We start from the raw sequence: 24,021 nt of genomic DNA, 5'->3' as shown, positions 1-24,021 counted from the left end.
ATCGCGGTGAAGGAGTTCAGTTGCCCGACCTCACGCAGGATCGCCTCGCCCCAGGCGATGCGCCCGAGCGGACTCGCGAGACCGAGCAGGAGCAGGCCTATCTGACGGTGTTGTACAACCGGCTCGACGAGATGCGCGCCTACGCGCGCGACCGGCTCAGCGCCGTCCTCCTGGAGTCCGGCGGAACACCACAGGCCCGCAGCGAACGGGAATCGTTCAACCAGCTCTACACCGAGGACCTCGCGAAATACGACGCCGCCGAACACGGTTTGTGCTTCGGCAGGATCGATATCGCCGCCGACAGCGACGCCGGGTCCGCGGAACCGTCCAAGCCGTCCAAGCCCTCCAAGTCCTCCGAGCCCCCCGAGCCCTCCGAGCCCTCCGACGCCGACGAGGAACGCCGGTATATCGGCAGGCTCGGCATCCTCGACGAGAAGGACGACTACGAAACGCTGCTGCTGGATTGGCGCGCGCCGCTGGCACGGCCGTTCTACCTCGCCACCACCGCGACACCGGACGGCGTACGTCTGCGCAGGCACATTCGTTCGCGCAATCGCACCGTGACCGCCGTCAACGACGAATACCTCAGCCTCGATGCTGCGCGACGTGCCGGAGCGATCGAATCCGACGGCGGCGTCGGCAGTGAGAGCGCGCTACTCACCGCGCTGAACGCGGCGCGCACCGGCCACATGAACGACATCGTCGAAACCATTCAGCACGAGCAGGATGCGATCATCCGCTCCGAACACAAGAGCGTGCTCGTGGTGCAGGGCGGGCCGGGCACCGGCAAGACCGCGGTCGCGCTGCACCGCGCCGCCTATCTGCTCTACACCTATCGCCAACAGCTGGCCAAGAGCGGCGTGCTGATCATCGGCCCGAACACCGCGTTTCTCGACTACATCGGTCAGGTGCTGCCCTCGCTCGGCGAGACCGGTGTGCTGCTCTCGACCATCGGCAACCTGTATCCCGGTGTGCGTGCCACCCGCGAGGATTCGCTACGCGCCGGGGAGATCAAGGGGTCACTGCGGATTCTCGACGTGCTCAAGCGGGCCGTGCGCGATCGGCAGACCGTGCCGAGCGCACCGGTGACGCTCAGTTTCGACGGCTACCCGGTCACCCTGGATCGCAAGATCGTCACGAAAGCCAGGGGCAGGGCGCGTTCCTCGCGTAAACCGCACAACCTGGCGCGACCGATCTTCGTCGCAGCGGTCATCGACGCGCTCGCCGACCAACTCGCCGCGACCATGGGCGCCGACCTGTCCGGCGGGCCGAGCCTGCTCAGCGCCGCCGACCTGGCCGAGATCAGCGATGAGATGCGCGCCGACGCGGCCATTCAACGTGCCGTCGGCGGCCTGTGGCCGATGCTGACCCCGCAGGAGGTGCTCGCCGATCTGCTCGCCGACCCACAGCGGATCGAACGCGCCGGCGGGTCCCTCACCCCGGAGGAACGCGCCGAACTCGTGCGCACCGACAACGGCGATTTCGGTCCGTCCGATGCCCCACTGCTCGACGAGTTGGCCGAACTGCTCGGCGTCGACGACGCGGAGGAACGCGAACGCTCCCGCCGTCGGTGGCGCGCCAAGCTCGCCGAAGCGCAGGATGCCTTGGACATCCTGACCGGTTCGGCGCCGCAGGATCTGGAGGACGAACTCGACCCGGAGATCCTGATGGCCTACGACCTGATCGATGCCAGCCAGCTCGCCGAACGCCAGGATGTGGGCGCGCGGCAGACCACCGCCGAGCGCGCCGCGGGCGACCGCACCTGGACCTACGGGCACGTGATCGTCGACGAGGCGCAGGAGCTGTCGGAGATGGCGTGGCGCATGGTGATGCGCCGCATTCCGAATCGGTGGATCACCGTGGTCGGTGACGTGGCGCAGACCGGCGATCCCGCGGGCACCTCGTCGTGGCAGCGCATGCTGGAACCGTATGTGGCACAACGGTGGAAGCTCACCGAGCTGACCGTCAACTACCGGACGCCCGCCGAGATCATGGACGTCGCCGCGGATGTACTCACCGCGATCGACCCGCCCGCACAGGCACCGCGATCGATCCGTTCGACCGGCAACCCGCCGCGCGCCTACCAGGTCAGCGTCGACGACCTGGTAGGCAAGGTCGAGAAATTGGTGGCCGAGGAGACCGGACCGGGAACCACGGCCGTGATCGCCCCGCAGGCCCTGCTGGCCGAGCTCGCGTATCTCGCGGACGACGCGGTGCGTGTGCTCACCGTGCACGAGGCGAAGGGCTTGGAATTCGACGCGGTGTATCTGGTCGAGCCGGATGCGGTGATCGCGGATTCGCCACGCGGACTCAACGATCTGTACGTCGCGCTGACCCGTGCCACGCAACGGTTGGGCGTCGTGCACTCCGAGCCGCTACCCGGAGTGCTGCACGCGCTGCGGTGAGTGAGCAGGGCCTGGGCGCCGGGGCGGGGCGAGCGTCGGTGTTCTAGCCGCCGCTCTTCGGTTCGCGTCTTGTCGACTCGAGTTCATTCCGAGTGAGGTCGCGCGGCGGGGCCTTCTCCCCGTGCTGAATGGTGCGCGGTGGCCGGCACGATCGCGAGTGGTCGGTCGGGTCGGTGGCAAGGTATCGACCACAAAGCCGCCCGAGCAGACCGAGGCAGCCTCGAATTCGTCCCGGTGTCGATGCTCACCAGGCTCCCCAGCACAACAACGACTGGGTGGCGGGTGCGGCACGCACCGCACGCCGAGGGACAGGCAGCGCCCGCACCTGCGGAGTGCGGCGGCCACGATCATCGACGTGGGGTGACCAGTTCGCCGCAGCCGCCGAGTCGCAACGGTCGATCCCCGCTCACGCGGGGTGCGGGCGCCGCCGCGCAGTAGTGCATGGGGGTGATCAGTCGCTCCACGCGCCGCGGATTGCCCTGCTGAGCGCGGCACAACAGCACAACCTGAACCGGATCGTGGTCGGCACTCGCTCGAACTGGTGGCAGGATCGCAACTCCTCGGCCGAGCCGCGGAACGAGAACGGCTCCGTAGCACCGGTGGGTGCTACGGAGCCGTTCTCGTGGTGTCTACGTCAGCGCACGGTGTGCACGATCAGCACGTCCGAGCGGGACTTCCGTGCGACGTCGGACGGCACGGAGCCGAGCAGACGACCAGCGAGGGTGTTCAGGCCACGGTTACCGACCACGAGCAGGTCGCCGTCGACCTCCTTGAGCAAGGAGAGCAACGAATCGACCGGCTCGCCGACGATGGCACGCTCGATGATGTCCTTGGCGCCCACCGCCGCGGCACGGTCCCGCGCTGCGCGCAGGATCTCGGTGGTGGGGGCGGACCCACGAACCTGGTACGCCTCCTCTTTCAGGACATCGGCGGCGGCGGCGACGTCACGATCGTCGGTCGGGTAGTAGGCACAGGCAACGACCAGGGTCGCGCCGGACACGCCCGCGAGTGCGGCGGCCTTCTCTACGGCGACATACGACGAGTCGGAGCCATCGGTACCGACGACAATGGTCCGGTAGGCGGTCATTCTCTCCTCCAACTTTGCGTTTAGGTCGGTGCGGCGCCCGTTTCTCTCCCGGCATAGCGGGATGCGGGCGCAGCGACTGGGGTCGACCATAGCGGCTGATCGTGCGGAAATATCCGAAATCGCAACACATCACAGTCGGGGTGTCCGACAATTTCGTGCTGCGGGTTCACCGAAGAATGCCCAGGCAGTGCGGACAACCAGCGCGAACCCAACTCGCCCATCGGAAACCTGTGATCTTACACAACATCGATGAACAATCTTGTGGCCCTGGGATATTCATCACACGCCCGCACGAACACCGTTGACCGCACCGATATTGTCGCCGCAATTACCCCGCTGCCACCCCGCGGTGGTGCGCCCAGCCCGGCCGGACTACGGCCCCTGCCGGTAGTTCGTCCATAAAAAGCCCAGAATCAGTCCGATGATCTCCATGCGTTCGCCCTCTCCGCTAAAAGAAGTGAACCGTGACCATAGCGCGACACACGCTTCGGAGCGCGCAAAAGCGAAGGCACGCACCGTTACCGCTGTCGAGTTCGCGCACCACCGAGTGCCGCCGCGTTCGCTCGGTACGAAGGGGCTTGTCCGGTCGGACGATTCGAGTTGCCGATGTCCGGGCGGGCGCGTCAGCTACGACCGAAGGGGGGATTCGCCGTCGTCGGAGGGGATGATCTTGGCCGTGACCTCGTCCCGAGCGCGCACCGAGCGCTTCGCGTACTCCAGCGGCGCCATGCCGATCTCCGCGGTGAACTCGCGGGAGAAGTGCGCCTGATCGAAGTACCCGAGATCGGCGGCGAGGGTGGCGAGATCGGCGGTGCGACCCCGCGCGAGCAGGTCGGCACCGTCCTGCAATCGATATCTGCGCAGCACCCACTTCGGTCCAGCACCGACGTAGCGGCGAAACAGTCGCTGCAACGTACGGGTTGGCACCTCGAATCGATCGGCGACCTGGTCGACCCTGGTCAAGTCGCTCTCGTGCACCATGGCGGCGATGATGCGCAGCACCAGGCGATAGCTCGGATCGTCGCTCGTATGCCGCGCGACGAAGAACGCCTCGACGACCTCGCGACGTTCCTCGGCGGTCGCGGCCTCGAGTACTCGGTCGGCCAACCCGTGCGCATCCGGGATGACCTCGGCGAGGTCGAGCACATCATCACGCAACGAGCCGACGTCGAGTCCGGTGTAGGCGCCGAAGCCACCCGCCCGGAACCGGATGCCGAAAACCTCACCGGCGCCGACCAATTCGCGCGTGAATCGCGAGGTGCAGACGCCGTTGACGAAGCCACCACGGTGGGTCTCGGAGCGCTCGAAGGTGATATTCACGCTCGGATACGGCAGCACTTCGGCGAGGTAGGGCGGCCTACCGCGAAGATCCCAGCGCACCGACCAGTACCACTCGACGAACCGATCCAGATCGGGTCCGGGAAGCAGCCGCGCCAGCGAGCGGTGCCGTGCCTGTTCCTCCGGGTGCAGGATGCCCTTCTCGTCGCCGGGGCGCATCGGGTTGCGCACCGTTCCTGCCTGCGGCGACCCGCGCTGTTCAGCGATGTCGCGCACGGTGTCGCTTTCTTACAAGACCCGTGCCGGCCGATCGACAAGGCTTCTCGGCATGACCAATACCGTGAATCCCATTGCCGAGGGCTACCACTCGATCAACTGTTTCCTCGCCGTGGCCGACGCGAACAAGGCCATCGACTTCTACCGCGCCGTCTTCGGCGCCGAGGTGATCAGCCGCAACGACAATCCCGACGGACAGCCCGCGCACGCCGAACTGAAGATCGGCGATTCCACGATCCAACTGGGCATGCCCTTGCCGTCCAACGGCGTGCTCGCGCCGAACGGCGAGTGGGTGCACACCTCGATCGTGCACTACTGCCCGGACGTGGACGGCGTCGTCGACCGGGCCGTCGCGCACGGTGCGCGCGGAGTCGAGCAACCACAGACGTTCGTCACCGGCGACCGCTACGGCGTGGTGCTCGATCCCTTCGGCCACCGGTGGGTGGTGATGACCAAGGTCGAGGACGTATCGCGCGAAGAAGCCGAGCGTCGGGTGAACGAGTGGATGGCCACTCAAGGCTGACGACCGACATGACGTGCGGGTGCCGCAATCCCGGCACCCGCCGTCGACCCGACGCAGCCTCGCCGCGTCGGTGCCGCTGATCGGTGTCGCCGCCGGACCCTCCGCCATCGCCCCCGACGCGCAACAGTCGGTGACTGTATCGATCGTCGTACTGTGCGTCGGCGGTCTGCTCGTCTTCCTAGGCGCGCGACGCGTCTTCTCCGTCGACGTACGCTTCGCTACCTCGAGCACCGTTGCCATCCCACGCATCGCGGTCATCGCGGGCACCGGGCATCCTTACGCACTGCGCTCGCTCCCCCAGCCGTCGTCCTCGCACGTCGTTCTCGCGCGACTGGCGACACTGTTATCGACCCCGGACGCCTCAGCCACTTGCGCGATCCGGTGCGCGGCAGTGCTGCCCGCGCTCGCCAGGCGCAACAATTCGGCCCCACCAATTCCGCCGCACCGACCAGCGCATCGGGATCGTCGGAGAAGCGACGGCCGCTGATCTCCCGCGTTGCTCACCTCACGCACAGCTGCCGACCCGCACTCGTCGGTGGTGTTGCCAGGCGCACCAGGTGGTGAATGGCGGTGTGGCGCAACCGCGTCGGTCGAGCCGAGGTGCGGCCAGCGCGTGTGTGCTTCGGTGGATTCAGTGTCCGCCCACCGTGCCCGCTCGGCGCATGGGCTGTCGCCGACGTTGGCCGGGGTCGATCGGTGAGCGGTCGCCGTGTGCGGTGCGGTGGGTGCGCGATGCGAGCGCATCGCGATCCTGCCGTCACCTCGGCCGGTCGCCGACTCGCCGTGGAGTCGAGTACTGCCGCGAACACAGCGGCCGAATCACCGATCACCGCGGGGCTCAACTCAATCCGGCGGCGTCCATGCCGCGCAGTTCCTTCTTGAGGTCGGCGATCTCGTCGCGCAATCGCCCGGCCAGCTCGAACTGCAATTCCCTTGCCGCATTCATCATCTGCGCGGTGAGTTCCTTCACCAGATCCGCGAGTTCGGCGCGCGGCATCGACTTGACGTCGCGGCCCTCGTAGATCCCCGCGCTCACCGCGCGCCCCGGCTCCCCCTGGGCGCGACGACCGCGGCTGGCGTTGCGGCCGGAGCCGCCGACCTCGACCTCGTCGTCGGCTTCCTGATAGACCTGATCGAGGATGTCGGCGATCTTCTTGCGCAAGGGCTGCGGGTCCAGTCCTCTTTCCTCGTTGTAGGCGATCTGCTTGGTGCGGCGCCGGTCGGTCTCGTCGATCGCGAACTGCATCGAGTCGGTGACCTTGTCCGCATACATGTGCACCTCGCCGGACACATTGCGGGCCGCGCGACCGATGGTCTGGATCAACGCCGTCGTGCTGCGCAAGAAGCCTTCCTTGTCCGCGTCGAGGATCGCCACCAGCGACACCTCCGGCAGGTCGAGACCCTCACGCAGCAGGTTGATGCCGACGAGCACGTCGTATTCGCCCAGCCGCAATTGGCGCAGCAACTCCACCCTGCGCAGCGTGTCGATCTCCGAGTGCAGGTAGCGCACTCGAATGCCGAGTCCGAGCAGGTAGTCGGTCAGGTCCTCCGACATCTTCTTGGTGAGCGTGGTGACCAGTACGCGTTCGTCGCGTTCGGTGCGCGCGCGGATCTCGTGGATCAGGTCGTCGATCTGCCCCTTGGTGGGCTTCACCACCACCTTCGGGTCGATCAGGCCGGTGGGCCTGATCACCTGCTCGACCACCTCGCCACCGGTCTGACCGAGCTCGTAACCGCCGGGGGTCGCCGAGAGATAAACGGCCTGACCGATGCGGTCGGCGAATTCTTCCCAGGTCAGCGGCCGATTGTCGACCGCTGACGGTAGCCGGAAGCCGAATTCGACCAGGTTGCGCTTGCGCGACATGTCGCCTTCGTACATGCCACCGATCTGCGGGACCGTGTTGTGCGACTCGTCGATGACGAGCAGGAAGTCGTCCGGGAAGTAGTCCAGCAGCGTGGCGGGCGCCGTGCCCGGCCCTCGGCCGTCGATGTGACGCGAGTAGTTCTCGATGCCGGAACAGAACCCGACCTGCCGAATCATCTCCAGGTCGTACTGGGTGCGCATGCGCAATCGCTGCGCCTCCAACAGCTTGCCCTGGCGTTCGAATTCGGCGAGCCGTTGCTCGAGTTCGGCCTCGATGTCTTGCACCGCGCGTTCCATCCGGTCCTTACCGGCGACGTAGTGCGTGGCGGGGAAGATCCGCAACACATCGACCTGGCGCACGACATCACCGGTCAGCGGGTGCAGGTAGTACAGCGCCTCGATCTCGTCGCCGAAGAATTCGATCCGCACCGCGAGCTCTTCGTAGGACGGAATGATCTCGACGGTGTCGCCGCGCACCCGGAACGAGCCACGGGTGAACGCAATGTCGTTGCGGGTGTATTGCACGTCGACCAACAGCCGCAGCAGCGCGTCGCGGTCCACCTCGGTGCCGACCTCGAGCTGCACCGAACGGTCCAGATACGACTGCGGGGTGCCGAGACCGTAGATGCAGGACACCGACGCGACCACGACCACGTCACGCCGCGAGAGCAGGCTCGAGGTCGCTGAATGCCGCAGCCGCTCGACATCGTCGTTGATCGAGCTGTCCTTCTCGATATAGGTGTCGGTCTGCGCGATGTAGGCCTCGGGTTGGTAGTAGTCGTAGTAGGAGACGAAGTACTCGACCGCGTTGTTCGGCAGCATCTCGCGCAACTCGTTGGCCAACTGCGCGGCGAGGGTCTTGTTCGGCGCCATCACCAACGTCGGGCGCTGCAAGCGCTCGATCAACCACGCGGTCGTCGCCGACTTACCGGTACCGGTAGCACCGAGCAGCACCACGTCGCGCTCCCCCGAGGTGATCCTGCGCTCCAACTCCGCGATCGCGGTCGGCTGATCACCGGCGGGCGAGTGGTCGCTGACCACCTGGAAGCGCGCGTCGGACCGCTCGATCTCGCCGACCGGGCGAAACTCCGAATGTGCCAGCGGGGTCGTCCCCTCGGCGGCCCGGTCCTCGAAGCCTTCCGCCGGGATCTCGGTTGCGAATGCCATGCTCACCAGCCTAGGCCCGACCACCGACAGGTTTCATCGCCGCCAATGGGTGATCGATCACGCGACGGGCTACCCGCTGCGGAACTCGGACAGCGCCGGTATCCGGAGCATTACCTGTTCCGGCATTTTCTTCGCGCGCGGCCGAGCACGGGCATAACTACGACAGAGCGTCGTTTTTTCAGTGCGGGGTCATTTCGATGTCGAATCGATCACCGCCGAGGTGTATGTGCCCGCTTCGCCGCGAGCGATCCGTCGGTGGCGATTCGTCGATCCGCGCAGTACGGAAAGACACCGGCTTCGAATGTGGTCCTAAATGTCCGTTCTCACAACGGAATTCGTCGTGCGGTCAGTGAACTCGACGACCGGCATGTGACTCCTCACGGGTGTAGCCTGAATTGGTTGTCGCTTCGGATAACGGTGGAACCCGGTGAAGGACGAGCCCATGAGCGTTTTTCTTCCTCTACTCGTAGCGGTGCCTGCCGCGACCGGCATCGCCGGATTTATTGCTCGGGATATTCCCGGAGTCAACGGAATTCACGAACTGGTCGTCGGACGGGCGAGTAGCGAAAGACCCGGATACCCGGCCGAGACAGTCGATGCCGATAGCGAACCCGCGCCGAAACCGGTGCCGCGCCGTCCGCGCGTCGAGTACTTCGACCTCGCCGAACTCACCAATACCGATGCCAGGGGTTTCGTCCGTCAGGTGGAGCGCTATCACGTCGAACCGTGGGGCCTGTACATGGCGCGCTCGGTCGCGGTGCCGAATCGGCAATACATCGAATCCTGGCTGTTACCAACACTTTCCCTACGCACCACGGTGACCCGTAGCAATCCCGCGCATCACAGGAATCCCGAGTATCGGCTCGAGATCGGCGAATTCAGCCGCGTACGACCGAAACGGTGGAAGGCGGTCGACCACTATCTCGACGTCGTGGTGCGCCGTGGTCGCGGCGCCGAACTGCGCGGGGTGGACGAGTTGTTCGCCGCACACGCGGCGGGGCTGATCGACTCCGCGACCGCGCATCGGGCGGTCGAACGCGCGAGCGCCACACTCGACGGCCTCGCCGCCCACGATCACTGTGTCGAGCAGTGGCTCGCCACCCAGGGGATCACGCTCACCTGGCTGTAGCGTGGCCATGACCCTCGCGACATCGCAGGTGTGTGCCACGACGGTAGATTCACCCCCTATGACCCAGGCACACTCAGTCGACGTGCACCGACCGAAGGTCGAGTACTTCAACATCGCGGACATGACCAACACGGACCCGAAAGGCTTCGTCCGGCCGGTCGAACGCTACGTCCTGGAGCCATGGGGCCTGTATATGGCACGGCAGTCGGATCATCCGGAGTTCCACTACCTGGAGTCGTGGTTGCTTCCGCAGCCGAACATTCGGGTCACCGTGTTCCACAACAACCCGGAGCACGAACGCGACCAGGACTACTACATCGACCTGGGCGAGTTCGGCCAGGACACGTCGCAACAGTGGAAATCGATCGACCACTACCTCGACATCGTCGTGCGCACCGGCCGTGACGCCGAACTGCTCGACGCGGACGAGTTGCTCGCCGCCTATGCGGCGAACCTGGTCACCCTCGCCGAAGCGGAGGCGGCGATCACCCGCGCCGTCACCGCGATCGACGGGATCGCCGCCAACGGCCACTCGCTGGAAGGCTGGCTCGACACGATGGGCATCACCCTCACGTGGCGATGAGCCCGACGGCTCAGTCCTTGCGCGCCGCGGTCACACGCGAACGCGCACAGGTGAACCAGGCGTCCTTGGCGGTCCGGTAGACGCGCGCCGCTTCGGCGGCGGCGTGCCCCTCGGCTTCGGCCTGCCCTGCCCGCTTGGCCGTCAGGAACTCCGCGCGCGCGGAGGCGTCCTCGCGCAACAGATCCCGCAGCAGCAGCGCGAATTCCTGGTCGCGGGAACCGGCGACAGCCACCGTGACATTCGCGGGACGGCCGGGGTCGGCACTGCGATGACGACGCCGCACCCCACCCGATTCCGCGTGCGAGGCTTCCGAGCTGTCGCTGGGAAAGCCAGCGGCAGTGAGAGTTTCGCGCAATCCGTCGGCCGCGCCGGCGTCGGCCACGGTGACCTGGATATCCAGCACGTCCACCGCGGGCAGCCCTTCGACGGCGGTCGAGCCGACGTGGTCGATTCGCACGGCGGCGCCACCGCACACCACGCGCAACCGGGCGATCACCCGGGCCGCCTGCACCGCCCACTGCGGATCGGCGGGCACCAGGCCGGAATTCGTCGGCTCGGCCGGTGTCTCGGTGCGCACGTTGTGTTCGAAGCCCACCAGCCGCTCGTCCCACAGCTCGCGCACCTGCGCCTCGACCCCGCCCGCCGGCCCGGAGTTGTCGAGCAGCACGTCCGCGACCAGCCTGCGCTGTTCGTCGGTGGCCTGCGCCGCGATTCGGGCCCGCGCGTCGGATTCGGCGATACCACGAAATTCCACCAGCCGTCGAATTCGAGTTTCGACCTCGACATCGACGATGAGCACCAGGTTGAACAATGGCGCGACACCATTTTCGACCAACAGCGGAATATCCTGCACGACAATGGCGTCGGCCGGGGCATCGGAAATCAATTCCGCGGTGCGCTCGCCGACCAAGGGGTGAGTGATGGAATTCAGTGTCGCGCGCGATTGTTCGTCACCGAAAGCTTTGGCGGCCAATGCGGGTCGATTCAAGCTCCCGTCGTCGGCGAGAATGTCGGCACCGAACGCCTCGACCAAGGCCGCCAGCCCCTCGGTGCCCGGCTCGACGACTTCCCTTGCGATCACGTCGGAGTCGATGATCACCGCGCCGAGGTCGGCCAGCGCCCGCGCCACCGTCGACTTGCCCGCGCCCATGCCTCCGGTGAGGCCGATCCGTAACATGCCCCCAGTCTCGCACTGCGCCGCGGCGGACGCTCGTGCGGGCGGTGGCGCCGTGGCAGCGCGCAACCTCGCTGGTTACCCGCCGCCCCGCGCGAATCAACCACTCGGGCAACCCTTTGCCCGATCCGTGACGAGGCCGATACCGATTCGCAATGTTTACTGTCGCAGCCGGTTTCATGGTGACAACTTTCCGACACGCCCGGTCGGTTACCGGCGCAAAATACGGTCTGTGCGTGTTTTGTTCCGCTAACCTTCCCGGTGGCGCTCAGGCCAGTATCGGCAAAGCAAAGGAACAGCATTGGGTACCAGAAACAACCCGACGGGTCGCCACCGCCTGGGTATGGCGGGCGGGGTGCATTGCATCCACATCCCCGCTGTCGCGGCGGCATTGGAGGAGCACCGTCGCACATGGTTCACCGCATTGATCAGTCCTGCCAGGCACAGCTTCGCGGCCATGCGAAAACGCGCCTCCGGCGCGAGTGTCCGCTGGGTTCCCGCCACCGTCGCCAGCTGAGCAGCGTTGTTCGACCTGGTGGTCCGGCCCGAATGGGCCGGACCACTTTTCGCGTGTCGCGGCCGGTTCAGCGCACGACGCCGCTGGGTGCGCGTCGAGTACCCGGCGCCTGAGTCGGCGCGACATTCGGAGGTACCGGATACGGAATTCCGGCGTTCGCGGTACCGAGAGCGATATTCGGGCCGCATTGCGCGAGCGCGGCGTCCATTTTCGGTTTCGGGTCCGGCAAGATCGGTTTCGCCGCATCCGGTGCGGTGCCGAAATCGAACGCCGAGGTCATATCCCCGGTGACACCGCGGCGCCACGGCGTCAGATTCGGCACCGGAACCCCGAACCGGGTTTCCAGCAGTCGCAATTGCGAGGTGTGGTCGAAAGTCTGTGAGGCCACCAATCCGCCACGACTGTACGGCGAGACGACCAGTGCGGGCACCCGGTAACCGAGTCCGATCGGACCGGCGATGCCCTCGGCCGACGACACCCCGGCCAACGGCACGGTGAGGTACTCCCCCGGTGTGCCCTGCGGCGGCGTCGGCGGCGTGACGTGGTCGAAGAATCCGCCGTTCTCGTCGTAGGTGACGATGAGAGCGGTCTTTTCCCAGACCGCGGGGTTCGAGGTGAGGATGTCCAGCAGTTCCACGATGCCGAAGGCGCCGAACGCCGCGGGCAGTGCGGGGTGCTCGCACTGCCACACCGAGGGGACCACCCAGGACACGGCGGGCAAATTGCCCGCGGCGACGTCGGCGCGAAAGTCGTTGGGGTAGGTCGGTGCTATGCCGCGGCGGGCCAGTTCGGAATTCGGGTCGGCGGATTGGGTGAAGCAGCCGAGCATGCCGTCGAGCATGACCGAGGACAACGGTCCCAGATCGCGGTTGTTGTAGATCTTCCAGCTGACCCCGGCCTCGGACAGGTTCTCGGGGTAGGTCCGCCAGCGGTAGTGGTGACGCGGCAACTGTGCCGGTGTTTCGACCAGTGGCCCGCCCGCCGTGCCGTCCGGGTCGAGGGTGGCGCTGATCCAGTAGAGGCGGTTGGGGTCGGTAGGACCGAGCACCGAGCAGTGGTAGCCGTCGCAGAGGGTGAACGCGTCGGCGAGCGCATGGTGGATCGGAATATCTTGCGGGAGGTAGTAACCCATGGCCGCGGGCGCGTTCGCGGGGCCGACGCTATCGATCGACATCGGCATCCACCGGTCGTTGCCGCCGCCGTTGAACGCGCGATGCATCCCGCCCCAGCTGTGGTCGGGATCGTTGATGCACTCGCCGTCGAGGCTCGCGCCGAGGGTGGTGCCGAGCCGAAACGGGTTCACATAACCGTCGGGGTTCGGGCCGACGCCCGGTGCCCAGCCGAATTGTCGCCACGCGGCCGAAGGGTCGTCGAAGCCACGCACGCCGGATGCCGCACCGAAGTAGTGATCGAAGGAGCGGTTCTCCTGCATCAGCAGCACGAAGTGCTCGATGTCGCCGAGCCCGCCGGTTCCGGCAGGGTCGGCGGCATTGGCGCGCTGAATGATCGGGTCCGCCCACGCCGCTAAGGCGCCGACGGCACCGGCGGCGGTCGCCTTCGCGAGGAACCCGCGTCGGTTCAGGCCGTGGAAGGGACTCGCTGCGCACATCGGTCGACCCTTTCTGCGGGAGGTCGTGAGCACGATCGCGCCGACCGTACCGGATCGGCTCAGGCAAGGGCGGATCCGGTGCCGCAGGTGTGGTCGAGGTCCCAGGCGCACCCGTCGACACATGCCACGAACACGCGCGGGCTACCGCGCAGACGCGCGGATCGGCACCGAGTGTTGGAGATCGTCGCGCCGCCACGGCCCGTCGCGGCACTCATCGAGGCAGTGCATGGGGTGGTCAGCGGTGTGCGCGGTGCATGGTCGACATCGTGGCACCGAGCCCCCGGCCGCCCAGGTGATTCCGGCGAACCACCCGCCGCACACTCCGAGACACGCCGCACGTACCTGACGCTGCCGACCGAAGCGCACGCGACCAGCGGCCCGATGACTGCTTCGCCCGCGCCGACTATCGGTACGCCAAGCAGCGCTCAGGCCACCAACTCCGATTCCGGAGCGCTCGCCTCGGCCAACCGGCGCGCGAACTTGCGCCACACGAGCGCCGAGGTCGCGCCGAAGCCGAGGCACAGGCCGAGCCAGATGCCGGGACCGCGCCAGTCCAACCACAGTCCGAACACGGCCATGGCGGGAACACCGATCGCGAAGTATCCGATCAGCGTGCTCTGCATTCCCGCCTTGGTGTTTCCGATGCCGCGCAGCAGGCCGATGCACAGGTTCTGCGAGCCCTTGCAGTATTGCTGGACGATCGCGAACCACAGCAGTGTCGACGCGGCCGCGAGCACCGCCGCGTCGTCGTGATGCGAACCGAGGAACGGCGCGAGTACCACCGAGGGGAACAGGACATACGCCACACCGACGACGCTCATGAACGTGAATCCGATGACGAACGTGCGCCGCGCGATCGCCCGCACCGAAGGCCAATCCCCCTGTCCGACCGTGCGACTCACCAGGATCGAGGAACCCTGCGACAGGCCGATGTTGAATTGGTAGACGATGTAGGCGAGCTGGTTGACGATGTTGCTGGCAGCGAGAACCGCGGGACCGAAACCACCCATCAGCACCGCCGCGATGGAGGTGATCGCCGCCTCCGCGCCGTAGGTCAGCGAGATCGGCGTCCCCATCCGCACGATGCGCGCCATCGTGGCCCGGTCGGCTTCCCATGCTCGTATCGAAAGCAGGTCGCCGAGCACCGGGTCGCGCCGTACGGTCAGCAGATAGGTGCCGAAGGTCCACAGCTGTACGAGTGTGGTGGCCAGTCCGATTCCGGCGAGGCCGAGTTTCGGGATGCCGAGCCAGCCGAAGATGAAGACCGCGTTCAGCAACGCGTTCACGCCGACCGACAGCAGCGTCACCCGCAGCAACGACCCCGCCCTGCGCAGCCCGACCGCGAACTGGCGCAGCACGTTCAGCCACAGCATGGGGATGAGGCCGGGAGCCAGCGTCCAGAGGATCGGCCGAGCCAATGCGAGTACCTCGGGGTCCTGGCCGAACCAGCGCAGCGCGTAACCGAGCCCGATCAGCAGCATCGCGCCGAGCACCGCGGTGACGGTGGCGACAGCGAGCGCGGCCTTGGCGTAACCACGGATCTCCGTGCGCGCCTGCTCGTCCGGCTCGCCCCCGGTGCGTTGTTCACCGCGACCCGCCGCCTCGGCGATCAGGTTCCCCACACCGGTGACCATGCCGACGCACATGGTGCGCAGCTGGTTGTAGAGCAGCAGCGCGAGGCCGCCCGCGGCGACGGCCGCGATACCCAGCAGGCCCATCATCGCGAGGTCGACGGTGGTCAGCGCCACCTGCGCGAGTTGAATACCCGCGATCGGCGCGGCCAGCGCGAGGATCGCGCGGTAGGGGGTCCAGCGCATTGCCATGGCGCCTCAGGCTCCTGTCTGTTCGGTGTCGAAGGCGGCCAACAGCACCGACTCGTCGTAGGCCCGCCACAGCCGGGCGATGCGCTGCTGCGCGGCCTCGTCGTAGAGCCCGCGCTGGAGCAACCATTCCTCGTTGTACACGGTGTCCAGGTACTTTTCCCCAGCATCGCACGCGAGCACCACCACGGTGCTGGCAGCGGGCAGGTGCACCAACCGGCGCAGCGCGGCGTGCACGGCGGCGCCCGCGGTACCGCCGAGCAGGATGCCCGCGCGTTTGGCGACCACCCGCGCGGTGGCGAAGGCGTCGATGTCACCGACCCGGCAGCCCTCGTCGATCGCGTCGTATTCGACGTTGCGCCCCACCGGGAATCCCGGCGGACTGCCCGCACCGGTCTGCCAGTAGCTGCCGCCCACACCGCCGAAGATGATCGAACCTTCGGGTTCGACACCGATCGCGCGCACGCCCGAACCCAGCCTGCGTAATTCCTCGACGGTGCCGCACAGCGACCCGCCGGTGCCGACAGCACCCACCAGATAGTCGACATCGGTACGCAGGTCGGTGAGCAATTCCGAGGCCAGGTCGCGATATCCGGCGTTGTTGTGTGGATTGTTGTGCTGGTCGGGCCGAAAAGCGCCGGTCCGCGCGGCGAGCTCGGTGGCCACCCGTCGACGTTCGACGGTGCTCGGACCGCCCCCCGGCGGGCAGGGCAGCGAAACCAGTTGCGCGCCCATCGCTTTCATCGCGCGCAATTTGTCCTTGGCGGCATGATCATCGACGACGGCGGTGAAGGTGTATCCCCGTTCGAGCGCCATCAGCGCCAGCCCGGTGCCGGTATTGCCCGAGGTCGGTTCGACGATGTGCCCGCCGGGGCGCAGCTCACCGCTGCGCTCGGCCGCCAGCACCATCTCGCGTGCCATCCGGACCTTCGCCGAGCCCGTGGGGTTGAACTGCTCTAGCTTCACCAGCAGCCGGGTTCCCGTTCCCGTACGCACGAGCTCGAGCAGCGGCGTCGACCCGATCAGCTCGGAGACGTGCCGTACGACGTTCTCTCTCGGCAACGAATCATCGTGCAGCAGGGGGCTTTCCCGCATCCGGGGCAGTTGCGCGGTCATCGGTCCAACCGCCAGCGCAGTCGCTGCGCCGCAGCCTCGACGACGACCTTCGGCGGGAGCGGGAGCTGATGGAATTCGCTCTCGTTCTTGTCCATCTGGTACCCGGCGGTGTTCGGATACAGCAGGAGGTCGCCGGGTCGCGGGCGCCGAGGCAGCGCGACCTTACGCCAGGTGAGCACGTCGTATTCCATGCAGCTCGCGCCGCCGACGCAGGTCGCGATCGGGTCGTCGTCGGCGGTGTCGGGTGCACGGGAGACCAGGATCGGGTCGGGCAGGAATTCGCTGCCCTTCCACTGCTCGGACACGCTCATGCTCAGGCCGTGCACGGTGGTGATGCCGTAGTCGGCGTTCTGCTTGAAGCCGAGCACGGGAAACGCGGTGAAGCCCGCGTCGATGAGCAGCGCCCGTCCCGGCTCCAGGAGCAGCTCGATGTCGTTGTCGCGCAGGTGTTGCGCGAGGGTGCTGTCGTCGAAAGTGGTCGCGAGGATGGCGTCGAGCATGTCGGCGCCGGTCGGTGATTGGGCGTACGGGTAGAACTTGTCGAAGCGTTTGCCCGCGTGGAAACGGTTGTCGTCGATGGACGTGGTGAACCGCTCCCAGTCTTCGTCGCCCACGTACCGGCAGGCGAATCCGCCACCGATGGACAGGGTGGTGACAGCGAGCCCGAGCGCCCGCGCCTCGAGGCATCGCGTGATCAACGCGTGCGCGAGCTCGGCGCGCGGTGCGACCGCGTAACCGTCCAGGTGAAAGGAGAACCCGCGCAGGTCCACCGCGTCGTCGAGCTCGACGCAGCGCCGGATGGCCGTGGCCATGTCGGTGTCCGACACACCGAAGCGGCTGTGCGGTGCGTTCGGCGGCAACGTGCGCAACAGGATGCGCATCCGGCCCGCGCGGCGTGCGATCGCGGCGGCACGCTCCAGTTCATCGAGTGCGTCGATGGCGACGAGGCAGTCGTGCCGTGCGGCGAGTCGAAGCAGCCCTTCGGTTTTCGCCGCACCGGTGACCCCGATATCACGGCCGCGCACCCCGTTGGCCAAGGCGTGCACCAACTCCGGTTCGCTCGCCACGTCGACCGCGGCGTTCGCCTCGGCGATCACCGGCAGCCAGCAGCCCGCCTTGTTCGCCTTCTTCCCGTAGTAAACCTGGCCTCGCACCCCTCGCCGCGCGAGTACCTGCTGGAAAGCACGCAGATTCTCGGCGAATTGTTCGGGATAGAGCACGTGGAAGGGGCCGTCCACGGCGTGCTCGATATCGAACAGCAGGTGCGGGTCGGTCCTTACTCGCCGTTGCCACTCGCGTTCGATCGCGGGCAAAGTGGCCGTGGCAGTGTTGGTTTCGGCAGCGTTCAGGACCACAACTTCACCTGCTGTCCACGACCGGCAGCCACCGCGCGGGTGGCCAGCGCGTGTGCGACCGGAATGTCGGTGATGATCATCCCGCTGGAGAAGGCGAACACCCGGTCGCTGTCGCGACGACGACCAGGCGCTCGACCGGCGACGATGTCCGGCAGCTCGGCGTCGATCACCAATTCACCATCCGGACCAGCCATTCTGGTGCCGGTGACACCTAATTGTCCTGTGCTGGTGGCGATCGCGTAGTCGGCGTGGCCCAACGCACCGCTCTCCACGCCCTTGCTCGCCACCGAGATCAGCAGCCCGCCTTCCGGCAGCCACTCGGTGCGGATCTTCGGGTGTGCGGCGCGGCCGGAGGCGACCACGACGATGTCGGACTCGGCGACCGCCGACGGCACGTCCTCGACCAACTCCACCTCGCGGTCGGGAAACCAGCGCCGCATGGTGGCGATGCTGTCGGCGATGCCGTCGGGATGGGTGCCGAACAGCCGTAACCGCTCCAGTCCCGGCAGGGCGGTCAGCAAGTAGGGCAACGTGTTTCGCCCTTGGATGCCGGTACCGATCATCAAGGCGCTGCGTGCACCCGCTCTGGCACAATGTTTGGCCGTGATCGCGGTGGTGGCCGGGGTGCGCGAGGCGCCGATGCGCTGACAGTCCATCAGCGCGAACGGCAGACCGGTGACGTCGTCGTAGAGGCTGATGGTGGTGTAGTACTTCTCGGCACTGGTACTGCCCTGCCGGTAGGAGGTCTTGAAGCCGACCTGGTCGAGTGAACCGTCATAGCCGAGCATGGAATAGGCGACGGCGTCGCGTTCGGCCTTGGGGATCGGCATCATGAGCTTCACCGGGCAGCGCGAATCCTCGTGCGCGAACGCCAGATAGCCGTCGGTAACCAGGTCGATGACCTCCGCGGGGCTGATCTCGATATCCGCGAGGTCGCTGCGTGTGAGGATGTGCATGGCGTGGCTCATGGAACTCCGATGTCGTTGTGCGAATCGAGAACAGTTCCGTTCGACGTCGTCGGCGAGCCGGAATCGCTCGGGTGCGGCGCCAATCGGACGATCCGATCGGTGCTCACCGTGAGCAGCGGAATATCGTGACTGATGAACAGCACCCCCACACCCGATTCGGCCAATGCGGTGACCGCGCGGGTGACGGTGGCGGTGGTGGCGGGATCGAGCATCGAGGTCATCTCGTCGCACAGCAGGTAATCCGGCCGCGAGGCGAGCACCCTGGCGACGGCCGCGCGCTGCAGCTGTCCGTCGGAGACCTGTCCGGGATACCGCTCGAGCAAATCGCTTGTCATGCGCGCGGATTCGAGCACCATATCCCAGTCGACCCGGCCGTCGGCGAGTTCGAGGATGGACTCGCGCAAGGTCATCCGTGGATCACAGGAACGACGCGGCGACTGGAACAGCATGGCGATGCGACCGTTGCCGCGTTTCGGCAGCGGGGCGCCGTCGATGGTGACCTGGCCGGTATCGGGCGTGCGCAATCCCGAGAGAACTTGCGCCAGTGTCGTTTTGCCTGTTCCCGAGGGTCCGGTGAGGCCGACTACCTCTCCCGCCGCGACGTGCACCGACACTTCGGCGAACACCATACGGCCACCGAGAGCAACGGAAACATTGTGTGCGGCAAGGGCTTTACTTGTCATCGGGCACCGTATCGAAAGTCGTCGGGCAGGTTGACCAGTTCAGGCGTGGCGAACGGCAGTGGGTGCAAACCGTTCTCCGGTAATGCGGCAAGCAAGTCGCGAGTGTAACGCTCACGTGGCGCCGAGAAAAGGGCAGCCTTACCTCTGGTCTCGAGGATGCGCGAGGCGTACATCACCGAGATGTCGGCGCAGATCTCGCTGTCGCGCAACGCGATCAGATCGTGGCTGACCAGCAGTACCCGCCCGCCGGCCGCGGCGAATTCGCCGAGCAGCGCCAGCACCGCACCACCGCGCTCGGCGTCCAGCGCCGAGGTGGGTTCGTCGGCGATGATCAACGCGGGATCGCCCGCCAAGGCGAAGGCCACCGCGGCGCGCTGCGCCATCCCGCCGGACAGTTCGTGCGGATAAAGCCGCAGCACAGCGGCTTCCAGCCCGACGCGCTCTAGCAACCGAGCCGGGTCGTGCGCCGTGCCAAGACAGCGAATGGTCTCCGCGAGCTGTGCACCGATCCGACGAACCGGGGTGAAATACGTCATAGCCGATTGCGGCACCAGGGCGACGGTGTGCCCGCGCGCACCCCAGATCTCCTGGTTGGTCAGTGTTTTCCCGTCCACGTCCATGGTCACGGTGCCGGTCATTCGCGCACGCGCGGGCAGGAGCCCGGTGATCGTCGAGGACAGCATCGACTTGCCCGAACCCGATTCGCCGATCAACCCGTGCACCGTGCCGCGCCGCACGACCAGATCGGCCTCGGTGACCGCGTGCACCACACGGCCGGGTCCGAGCGGGATGCGCACGGTGACCTGATCCAACGTCAACGTCACGCCGAAACCTCCTGAACGCCTTCGATTCCGCGCTGCCAGTGCCGCCCGAGTACCGATACCGCGAGCGTGACGAGCACGAGCACCCCGGCGGGGAACGCGAGCAACCACCAGTCGCCGAGCAGGATCGAGGCCTGCGCGTCCGACAACAAGGTGCCGAGCGAGGCGCGGTGCGGCGGAAGGCCGACACCGAGGAACGACAGCGTCGACTCGTGCCAGATGGCGTGCGGAATCAGCAACACCACACCCACCAGCGCCTGTCCCCGCGCGACCGGGAGGAAGTGCCGCCGCACGATCCTGGCCCGAGACAGACCGCGTAAACGCGCCGCCTGCACGAACTCCGCGTTGCGCAGCACCAGCATCTCGCTGCGCACCACCCGGACGATGGCGGTCCAGTGGGTGAGCATCAGCGACACCACGATGGCCGTCACCGAGCCGCGGAACATGGCCACGATCAGCAGGGTGAGCAGCAGGCTCGGCAGCGAGTTCACCGCGTCGGCGACACGCATCGCGATCCGATCCCACCAGCCGCCGAACCCACCGGCGGTGACGCCGACCAGCACGCCGATCACCGTCGAGCCCAGCGCGGTGAGCACCGCGATGAACAGCGAGATCCGCATGCCGAGCGCGACGCGGACGAAGACGTCGCGACCAGCGTTGTCGGTGCCGAACGGAAACCGCGCGCTCGGTGGCGTTCGGCTGACCGAGAAGTCGACCAGCACCTCGTCCACCGGACGCAGGATCGGCACGAGCACGGCATAGAGCACGGCCACGAGCAGCACCACGACCGCGAGCAGCACCGCGGGGCGATACCGCGACACCGTGCGAAGTACACCGAAGCGTGCGCGTTCGGCATGCAGGACCATGGCCGGGCTACCCATCGGCGTCGATCCTCGGATCGATCAGCACACCCGCCGCGTCGGCGGCGAGATTGCCGAGCAGCACCACGAGCGTGATCAGCAAGGTCAGCAAGGCCAGCAATGGAAAGTCCAGTGCACGCGCCGAATCCACCACGGCCGCACCCAAACCCGGCCAACTGAAGACGGTTTCGATGATCGTCGCCCCCACCACCAACTCGGGCAGCCTGCCGCCGCACAGCGCGAGGAACGGCGCGATCGAAACCGGCAGCACGTGCCGAAACGCCACCACCCGCCACGGCAGACCGCGTGCTCGCGCACCTTTCACCGCATCACCGTCGAGGCCGCGCGAAACCGTCTCGCGTAGCCCGAGCACCAGCCACGGCAGCTGGGTCACGGCGAGCAATATCACCGGCAACACCAGGTGTCGCACGGTAGATCCCGCGCTCACCTGTGCACCCGCATCCGTGAGACCGGAGGCGGGCAGCCAACGCAGCGTGCTGGCGAACACCAGCACCCCGCCGAGCGCCAACACGAAAGGCGGAACTGATTGCAGCACAATGGCTGTCGCGCTGATCACGCGGTCGAGCAGCCGTCCGCGCCGCAGCCCCGCCCACGCGCCGAGTACGGCGGCCATGACCAGGGCGAGCAGACCGGCCAACGCGCCGAGTAACAGGCTCCACGGCAACCGTTCGGCCAGCACCCGCGCTACCGGTTGTCGGTAGGACCGCGACTCACCGAAATCGCCGTGTACCAGGCCACCGACCCACGACCACCACGCGCCGAACCAGCTCCGATCCATACCGAGACGTTCGCGCAGCTGGTCGCGCTGCACCTCGGTGAAGCCGTCACCGTGCGCGCCGAGGTAGGCGTCCAACGGATCGAATGGACTCGCCGCGGCCAGGGCGAACACCGACAGCGAGACCAGCACGGCCAACGGAATCGCGATCGCGAGGCGGCGCGCGATCAGCCCGCCCACCCGGCTGCGGCTGCGTGCGCGGGGGCCGCTTGGACGGCTGCGTACGAAGAAACCGCTGACGCGGCGGGGTACGAAGAAACCGCTGACGCGGCGGCGTGCGATGAAACCGCTGACGCGGCGGGGTGCGATGAAACCACTAGCGCGCGCCATCACCGACGCCAACGAGCCAGGCCGTACCACGGTCCCCACGCGACACCGTGGCTGTGCGGCTCCAACGCGGTCGGCGTCACGTGCCAGCCGTTGTCGCGCAGCACGTACACGTGGTTGGTCGTCGCCAACGCCAGCATCGCGGGATCCCGGTGATACTCGGCCTGCACGTCGCGGTAGAGCTGGGTGCGCCGTTTCGGATCGGTCTCGACGCGGGCGGCGTCGAGCAGGCGATCGACCTCGGGGTTCACGTAATCGGAGGTGTTGTCCCACTTGGACCCGACGCCCGGCGCGGCGTAGCGCGAGTGCAGCTTGGTGTAGAGCTGGCTGTCGACGGTGTAGGGCTGACCGCCGCCACCGACCATGAACGGGGTCTTCGCGAGATATTCGGGGGTCACCGTGGTCTTGTCCACCGCGACCGGGGTGATGTCGATCCCGACCTTCTTCGCGTCCGACACCACGGCCATGGTGAGGTCGCGACGCAGTACCTCGGTCGGGTAGTAGGCGATCTCGAAGGTGGCCTTGCGACCGTCGCGTTCGCGAATGCCGTCCCGGCCCGGCCGCCACCCCGCCGCGTCGAGCACGCGCGCTGCCTCGTTCTGATCGAAGCCGAAATCCTGTGTCGGGTCGTAGGTTTCGCCGTACACCTGATTGACCAGGGTGGACATCGGCGCACCGTGCCCGCCCATGACGTGGTCGACCATGGCGTGCCGGTCGACCGCGTAGTTCAGCGCTTTGCGCACTGCGGGATCACCCGCCACCGGATTGCCCGAGGGCATCGTGATGGCACGCCAGTCGTTGGCCACACCCGGCACCACCCGATAGCCGTCCTTGGCCGCCGCGTCGGCCAGTTCCGGCGGCAGCACGGTACCGTCCGCGCCGTCGCGCAGCTGGGCCGCCCTGGCATTGTCGTCGTCGGTGCGACGAATCACGAACGTACGCACCGATGCACGCTCACCCCAGTAGTCGTCACGGGCGGTCAACGTCACCTGATCCGGCCTGGATTCGGTGAGCTCGTAGGGCCCGGTGCCGATCGGGTGTTTGTTCAGCTCGGCCTGATCGGCAGGGCCGGGCCGCGCGAACGCCTCCGAGGGCGCGATGGCGAGGAACAGCCGGTGGCCGAAATCGGAGTAGGCGCCGTTGAGTTGGAACTCGACGGTGTCGGGACCGGTCTGCTCGGCTTTGCGCAGGAAGTCGTAGTCGGCGGCGATCGGCGCGGCGAATACGGGGTCGATCAGCGAGTTGTAGGTGGCGACAACGTCTTCGGGGCCGAAAGTGGTGCCGTCGGAGAAGGTGACGCCTTGGCGTGTTCGCACCTTCCAGCGCGAGAGGTCACCGTGCACCGGCTCCGGCGGGCCCGCCGCGAGCACCGGCACGGTGTCGGGAACGCGGTCATCGACACCCTCCGCGACCCGGAACAGGCTCTCGAAGATCTTCGACTCGCCGTTCTTGCCCTGTCCGAGCAGCGGACTGAAGTCGCCGATCTCCTCCGTGTCGATCACCACGAACTGATCGGGATTGCCCGACGTCGCCCCCGGCGCCGAGCACGCGCTCAGGCCGACGGCCAATGCCGTTGCGGCAGCGAAAATCCCGACACGATCAATACCCATGCGGGTATCGTAAAGGTAACGATAACGATTTTCATTAGTAATAGTGGTGACAA

Annotated in this window: 19 protein-coding genes; 5 read left to right on the top strand and 14 right to left on the bottom strand. The window is 67.0% G+C overall.

Annotation, left to right across the window (positions count from 1 at the left end; translation table 11 throughout):
• The first annotated feature begins 20 nt into the window (after window positions 1-20).
• Window positions 21-2,405, top strand: coding sequence for a HelD family protein (locus tag ABEA50_RS19985; RefSeq protein WP_345497072.1), 2,385 nt, complete (start codon window positions 21-23; stop codon window positions 2,403-2,405).
• A gap of 634 nt (window positions 2,406-3,039) precedes the next feature.
• Here ABEA50_RS19985 and ABEA50_RS19980 read toward each other — a convergent pair.
• Both ABEA50_RS19980 and ABEA50_RS19975 read right to left on the bottom strand, forming a co-directional pair.
• Window positions 3,040-3,492, bottom strand: a complete 453-nt coding sequence (locus ABEA50_RS19980) for a universal stress protein (protein WP_345497071.1) — start codon at window positions 3,490-3,492, stop codon at window positions 3,040-3,042.
• 627 nt (window positions 3,493-4,119) lie between these two features.
• Complete coding sequence (locus tag ABEA50_RS19975) at window positions 4,120-5,046, bottom strand: AraC family transcriptional regulator (protein ID WP_345497070.1); 927 nt, start codon at window positions 5,044-5,046, stop codon at window positions 4,120-4,122.
• Window positions 5,047-5,098: 52 nt separating this feature from the next.
• Between ABEA50_RS19975 and ABEA50_RS19970 the strand changes: the two genes are divergently transcribed.
• Complete coding sequence (locus tag ABEA50_RS19970; protein ID WP_345497069.1) at window positions 5,099-5,569, top strand: VOC family protein; 471 nt, start codon at window positions 5,099-5,101, stop codon at window positions 5,567-5,569.
• 838 nt (window positions 5,570-6,407) lie between these two features.
• Here the strand turns inward: ABEA50_RS19970 and uvrB are convergent.
• The gene (uvrB, locus tag ABEA50_RS19965; RefSeq protein ID WP_345497068.1) at window positions 6,408-8,600 is read right to left on the bottom strand and encodes an excinuclease ABC subunit UvrB; all 2,193 of its coding nucleotides are present in this window, start codon (window positions 8,598-8,600) and stop codon (window positions 6,408-6,410) included.
• 442 nt (window positions 8,601-9,042) lie between these two features.
• Here uvrB and ABEA50_RS19960 point away from each other — a divergent pair, with 442 nt between their 5' ends.
• Window positions 9,043-9,729, top strand: coding sequence for a ribonuclease FAU-1 family protein (locus ABEA50_RS19960; protein ID WP_345497067.1), 687 nt, complete (start codon window positions 9,043-9,045; stop codon window positions 9,727-9,729).
• A gap of 58 nt (window positions 9,730-9,787) precedes the next feature.
• On the top strand, window positions 9,788-10,312 hold the full coding sequence (locus tag ABEA50_RS19955; RefSeq protein WP_345497066.1) for a ribonuclease FAU-1 family protein: 525 nt from the start codon (window positions 9,788-9,790) through the stop codon (window positions 10,310-10,312).
• Window positions 10,313-10,322: 10 nt separating this feature from the next.
• Here the strand turns inward: ABEA50_RS19955 and coaE are convergent, their stop codons facing one another.
• The gene (gene coaE, locus ABEA50_RS19950) at window positions 10,323-11,489 is read right to left on the bottom strand and encodes a dephospho-CoA kinase (protein ID WP_345497065.1); all 1,167 of its coding nucleotides are present in this window, start codon (window positions 11,487-11,489) and stop codon (window positions 10,323-10,325) included.
• A gap of 298 nt (window positions 11,490-11,787) precedes the next feature.
• Between coaE and ABEA50_RS19945 the strand changes: the two genes are divergently transcribed.
• Window positions 11,788-12,003, top strand: coding sequence for a hypothetical protein (locus ABEA50_RS19945; RefSeq protein ID WP_345497163.1), 216 nt, complete (start codon window positions 11,788-11,790; stop codon window positions 12,001-12,003).
• Between the two features lie 67 nt (window positions 12,004-12,070).
• Here ABEA50_RS19945 and ABEA50_RS19940 read toward each other — a convergent pair whose 3' ends face one another.
• The 10 genes from ABEA50_RS19940 to ABEA50_RS19895 all read right to left on the bottom strand — a co-directional run bounded on the left by ABEA50_RS19940 (window position 12,071) and on the right by ABEA50_RS19895 (window position 23,968).
• Window positions 12,071-13,612 (bottom strand): phospholipase C, encoded by a 1,542-nt coding sequence (locus tag ABEA50_RS19940; protein ID WP_345497064.1) that lies wholly within the window; start codon window positions 13,610-13,612, stop codon window positions 12,071-12,073.
• Between the two features lie 425 nt (window positions 13,613-14,037).
• A complete protein-coding gene (locus tag ABEA50_RS19935; protein WP_345497063.1) occupies window positions 14,038-15,435 on the bottom strand; it encodes an MATE family efflux transporter in 1,398 nt (465 codons plus the stop codon).
• A gap of 6 nt (window positions 15,436-15,441) precedes the next feature.
• On the bottom strand, window positions 15,442-16,548 hold the full coding sequence (locus ABEA50_RS19930; RefSeq protein WP_345497062.1) for a PLP-dependent cysteine synthase family protein: 1,107 nt from the start codon (window positions 16,546-16,548) through the stop codon (window positions 15,442-15,444).
• The gene (locus ABEA50_RS19925) at window positions 16,545-17,903 is read right to left on the bottom strand and encodes an alanine racemase (RefSeq protein WP_345497061.1); all 1,359 of its coding nucleotides are present in this window, start codon (window positions 17,901-17,903) and stop codon (window positions 16,545-16,547) included. Before ABEA50_RS19925 ends, ABEA50_RS19930 begins: the two co-directional genes overlap by 4 nt.
• Window positions 17,894-18,871: an ornithine cyclodeaminase gene (locus tag ABEA50_RS19920; protein WP_345497060.1), complete on the bottom strand. Its 978-nt coding sequence runs from the start codon at window positions 18,869-18,871 to the stop codon at window positions 17,894-17,896. Before ABEA50_RS19920 ends, ABEA50_RS19925 begins: the two co-directional genes overlap by 10 nt.
• On the bottom strand, window positions 18,868-19,554 hold the full coding sequence (locus ABEA50_RS19915) for an ABC transporter ATP-binding protein (protein ID WP_345497059.1): 687 nt from the start codon (window positions 19,552-19,554) through the stop codon (window positions 18,868-18,870). The genes ABEA50_RS19920 and ABEA50_RS19915 overlap by 4 nt, the downstream gene beginning before the upstream one ends.
• Complete coding sequence (locus tag ABEA50_RS19910; RefSeq protein WP_345497058.1) at window positions 19,551-20,378, bottom strand: ABC transporter ATP-binding protein; 828 nt, start codon at window positions 20,376-20,378, stop codon at window positions 19,551-19,553. The genes ABEA50_RS19915 and ABEA50_RS19910 overlap by 4 nt, the downstream gene beginning before the upstream one ends.
• On the bottom strand, window positions 20,375-21,256 hold the full coding sequence (locus ABEA50_RS19905; RefSeq protein WP_345497057.1) for an ABC transporter permease: 882 nt from the start codon (window positions 21,254-21,256) through the stop codon (window positions 20,375-20,377). The genes ABEA50_RS19910 and ABEA50_RS19905 overlap by 4 nt, the downstream gene beginning before the upstream one ends.
• Window positions 21,249-22,361 (bottom strand): ABC transporter permease, encoded by a 1,113-nt coding sequence (locus tag ABEA50_RS19900; protein ID WP_345497056.1) that lies wholly within the window; start codon window positions 22,359-22,361, stop codon window positions 21,249-21,251. Before ABEA50_RS19900 ends, ABEA50_RS19905 begins: the two co-directional genes overlap by 8 nt.
• Entirely contained in the window at window positions 22,361-23,968 is a 1,608-nt protein-coding gene (locus ABEA50_RS19895) for an ABC transporter substrate-binding protein (protein WP_345497055.1), read from the bottom strand. The genes ABEA50_RS19900 and ABEA50_RS19895 overlap by 1 nt, the downstream gene beginning before the upstream one ends.
• Window positions 23,969-24,021 lie beyond the last annotated feature (53 nt).

Source organism: Nocardia callitridis (genome assembly GCF_039543305.1).
GTDB classification, from domain to species: Bacteria; Actinomycetota; Actinomycetes; order Mycobacteriales; family Mycobacteriaceae; genus Nocardia; species Nocardia callitridis.
Note: the sequence above shows the minus strand (reverse complement) of the source record. Positions and strands in the feature narration are given on the sequence as shown.